The following is a 3,419-nucleotide window of genomic DNA, read 5'->3' on the forward strand; positions in this document are numbered from 1 at the left end:
CACCCGCGCGCCGATCATGACGGCCTATCGGCAACAGGCGCTGGCCTGCGCCTCGGCGCTCGCTGACGGGCCGCGGCGCGTGCGCGAATTGCGCGAACATTGTCCTGATGCCGGCAAAATCTTGCTTAACAATGTGTATGGCTGGTTCGAACGGGCGGACCGGGGAATTTACGGGCTCACCGAGGCCGGACACGCCGCCCTGAAGCGCTGGCCGCAACCACGGATTGCGATCAATGTCGGTGTCGCGTCACTACCCTGACACCCGACCGCTGCATAGCTGAGATGCCACACCAATTTCATATTGCAATGCAACATCTGTGGCACTAGGTATCCCGGCATCAAAACGAGGCCGTTATGAGCGCAGACTGGAATACCAAATATGGCACGCGGCGCGTCCGCCATGATCCGCCCACTCTGGACGAGGCGATCTTCGCCGCCATCGGCATCACCGACGATCATGAGCAGCAGGCCGAGATCGCCGCAGCCTTGATGGGGATGCCGCTCGACGTCGTGCAGGCCGAGGTAAAGAAGCAGGCGCGCACCAACAGCCGCATCACTGCGACGCGCGTGATCGCCGGTGAACAGGGTGCACAGCGCTCCGTCGTAGTCGAACGCCGCGTCGTCCGCCGTTTCGGCAACGACAAGCGCACCGGCACCTGAACGCCTGATTCTCCACCCCAATACGAAAGCGGACCGGTTTTGCCGGTCCGCTTTTTTGATTCCGGTCCTGCTTTTTTAGGTCAGGCGGCGCGATTGCCGTACATGCTGGAGATGATCTTCCAGCAGGTCGAGTTGAAGCTGAGAAGAGCGCGCCCGGCCGTGAACGGCGAAGCCGCGAGATCGGCGAGTTCGGCCTCAGGCGTCTTGGCGAGATCAATGGTGCCGGTCGATTCGCCATGACGGAAAGCCAGATGCGCGCCGAACTTCCTTGCGAGCGCCCGCATCGCGTGGTTCTCGGCGCCCGTGGTGATGCGCAGGCGCTTATAGCCTTTCCAGCGCGCCTCCGCGATCAGGCGGCGGAACAGCACGGTGCCGACGCCCTGGCGGCGTGCAGAGGCTTCCACGCTGAAGGCGACTTCAGGCAGAGAATCGTCTTCCTCCGGATGCAGTTCGGCCGCACCGCGGACAACGCCGTCCACGATGTAAGCGACGATCACGGTGCCATCCTCGGCACAGCGCGCGGCGTATCGCTCGATGAAGCTGTCGTCGAGAAAGCCGTTGAAGCGATCGTGCCGGCTTTCGGCATCGAGTCTCAGCAGGTGATCGCGCAGAAGCGGCAATTCTTCCAGCTGGCTCAGGGTCCGCACATAGCCCGGAACGGACGGCATGCGGGTAGTGTCTTCAAGTGCCACGTCAAAACTCCTCTTGGTGTCCCTCGAGGAGGCGTTCGAATCCCTAGGTCCCGAATATTGTGCGTCGCAACATACTTTTCAAGGCGGGAACCTGCCCAAGTTTCGGGCATGGGGGCGACTAATTCGTTAATGAGATCAAGGTCCCGTAGTCATACGAGGACCAGTTGGGTCTGGGTCACCACCGCGACCAGCTTGCCGTCTTCGGTCTCCAGCCGGGTGGTCCAGACCTGGGTCCGCCGGCCCCGGTGAACCGGGGTCGCAGTGGCAATGACAGTGGTTCCCTCCTTCGCCCCACCGATGAAATTGGTCTTGCTCTCCAGCGTGGTCGTGCCCTTGGCGTCGTCAGGCAGGTTGATCACGGTCGCGGCCGCGCCAACGGAATCGGCCAGCGCCATCACGGCCCCGCCATGGATGGTGTGGTGAAGCGTGCAGAGATCGGGCCGGACCGTCATCCGCGCCACCACGCGGTCCTTCTCGGCCTCGACGAACTCGACGCCCTTGAGCTCGGCGAACGGCATCTTCATCGCTTTAAGTTTCTCGAGCGGCGTCATCAGATGTCCTCCCAATCCATTGTTGTGTCAGCGTGAATGGCTTCGCGTAGCAAGGCAATGACGTTCGAGGTAATGGCCATGCTGACATCGGCTCTCGTATTTGCGCATATGCTTGTCCCATGCGCCATTTCCCGCCCCGCCGCATCGTATGCCTGACCGAAGAGACGGTTGAAACGCTCTATCTGCTCGGCGAGCAGGACCGCATCGTCGGCGTCTCCGGCTACGCCGTCCGCCCGCCGCAGGTGCGCCGGGAGAAGCCGCGGGTGTCGGCGTTCGTCTCCGCGGACATCCCGAAGATCCTGGCGCTGGAACCGGAGCTGGTGCTGGCCTTCTCGGACCTGCAGGCCGGCATCTCCGCCGACCTCGTCCGCGCCGGCATCGACGTCCACGTCTTCAACCAGCGCGACGTCGCCGGGATTCTCGCAATGATCCGGACTCTGGGCGCGCTGGTCGGTGTGTCCGCACGCGCGGAGGAACTCGCGCGAGGTTTCGAAAAGCGCCTTGCCGCGATCGCCGCAATGCCCCGCCCCTCGCCGCGACCAAAGGTCTATTTCGAGGAATGGGACGATCCGTTGATCTCGGGCATCGGCTGGGTCTCCGAGCTGATCGAGATCGCCGGCGGTGCAGATGTGTTTCCGGAGTTGCGCCATCGGCAGGCCGCGATGGATCGCATCGTCTCGGTTGAGGCGGTGCGCGAGGCTGCGCCCGACGTGATCCTCGCATCATGGTGCGGCAAGAAGGTCGTGCCTGCCCGCATCAAGCAGCGCGATGGCTGGAATGAGATTCCGGCTGTGCGCGACGACCGCATCTTCGAGATCAAGTCACCAATCATACTGCAGCCGGGACCGGCGGCACTCACGGATGGGCTTGATGCGATCGTGACGGCGTTGTGGGACCAGCGCCCCTGATCTATCCGCCGTCATTGCGAGCGAGGCGAAGCAATCCAGAATCCCTCGGTACAGGGATTCTGGATTGCTTTGTCGCAAGAGCTCCTCGCAATGACGCCGTTAGAGACTGCCTCCCTCACGTCACCGCATTCACGACCTGATACTCCGGCCGGCGCCACACCTCGCCTGCGATCACCTCCTCGATGATCTCGGCCGCGTGGATGATCTCGCTTTCACCGATGTACAGCGGCGTGATCCCGAACCGCATGATGTCAGGCGCGCGGAAATCGCCGATGACGCCGCGGGCGATCAGGGCCTGCATGGCGGCGTAGCCGCCGTCGAAGGCAAAGGAGACTTGCGAGCCGCGGCGCTCATGGGCGCGTGGGGTGACGAGTTTCAAGGACGGACAGCGGCGTTCGACCTCGCTGATCAGGAGATCGGTGAGCGCCAGCGAACGCGCACGGACCTCCGCGATATCGACGCGGTCCCAGATGTCGAGCGAAGCCTCCAGCGCCGCCATCGCCAGCACCGGAGGCGTGCCGACGCGCATGCGTTCGACACCGCCGGCGGCCGCATAGGCCAGCTCGAACGCAAACGGCTTTGCGTGGCCCATCCAGCCGGACAGAGCG

6 protein-coding genes are annotated in these 3,419 nt (G+C 63.5%); 3 read left to right on the forward strand and 3 right to left on the reverse strand.

Translation table 11 applies throughout. The annotated features are described in order from the left end of the window. Both MOV74_RS34195 and MOV74_RS34200 read left to right on the forward strand, forming a co-directional pair. The coding region (locus MOV74_RS34195) for a DUF2161 family putative PD-(D/E)XK-type phosphodiesterase (RefSeq protein WP_246931384.1) at nucleotides 1-259 on the forward strand (259 nt) is incomplete at its 5' end. Between the two features lie 95 nt (nucleotides 260-354). Beyond that, entirely contained in the window at nucleotides 355-660 is a 306-nt protein-coding gene (locus MOV74_RS34200; RefSeq protein ID WP_018317488.1) for a hypothetical protein, read from the forward strand. An 80-nt stretch (nucleotides 661-740) separates the two neighbouring features. Here the strand turns inward: MOV74_RS34200 and MOV74_RS34205 are convergent, their stop codons facing one another. Further along, nucleotides 741-1,352, reverse strand: coding sequence for a GNAT family N-acetyltransferase (locus MOV74_RS34205; RefSeq protein WP_246931385.1), 612 nt, complete (start codon nucleotides 1,350-1,352; stop codon nucleotides 741-743). A 149-nt stretch (nucleotides 1,353-1,501) separates the two neighbouring features. Then, nucleotides 1,502-1,903 carry a PaaI family thioesterase gene (locus MOV74_RS34210; protein ID WP_246931386.1) on the reverse strand — a complete coding sequence of 134 codons (402 nt, stop codon included), beginning with the start codon at nucleotides 1,901-1,903 and terminating at the stop codon, nucleotides 1,502-1,504. 119 nt (nucleotides 1,904-2,022) lie between these two features. Between MOV74_RS34210 and MOV74_RS34215 the strand changes: the two genes are divergently transcribed. Further along, nucleotides 2,023-2,811: a cobalamin-binding protein gene (locus MOV74_RS34215; RefSeq protein WP_246931387.1), complete on the forward strand. Its 789-nt coding sequence runs from the start codon at nucleotides 2,023-2,025 to the stop codon at nucleotides 2,809-2,811. Between the two features lie 115 nt (nucleotides 2,812-2,926). On the opposite strand, the gene MOV74_RS34220 is transcribed toward MOV74_RS34215, so the two are convergent. Continuing rightward, nucleotides 2,927-3,419: aminotransferase class V-fold PLP-dependent enzyme (locus MOV74_RS34220; RefSeq protein ID WP_246931388.1), on the reverse strand; the 493-nt coding region annotated here is incomplete at its 5' end.

It is taken from the genome of Bradyrhizobium sp. SHOUNA76, from assembly GCF_023006445.1.
Taxonomy (GTDB): Bacteria; Pseudomonadota; Alphaproteobacteria; order Rhizobiales; family Xanthobacteraceae; genus Bradyrhizobium.

Coding starts and splice junctions, on each gene's coding strand:
- MOV74_RS34200 (WP_018317488.1), top strand. CDS start 355: ATGAGCGCAGACTGGAATACCAAATATGGCACGCGGCGCGTCCGCCAT.
- MOV74_RS34210 (WP_246931386.1), bottom strand. CDS start 1,903: ATGACGCCGCTCGAGAAACTTAAAGCGATGAAGATGCCGTTCGCCGAG.
- MOV74_RS34215 (WP_246931387.1), top strand. CDS start 2,023: ATGCGCCATTTCCCGCCCCGCCGCATCGTATGCCTGACCGAAGAGACG.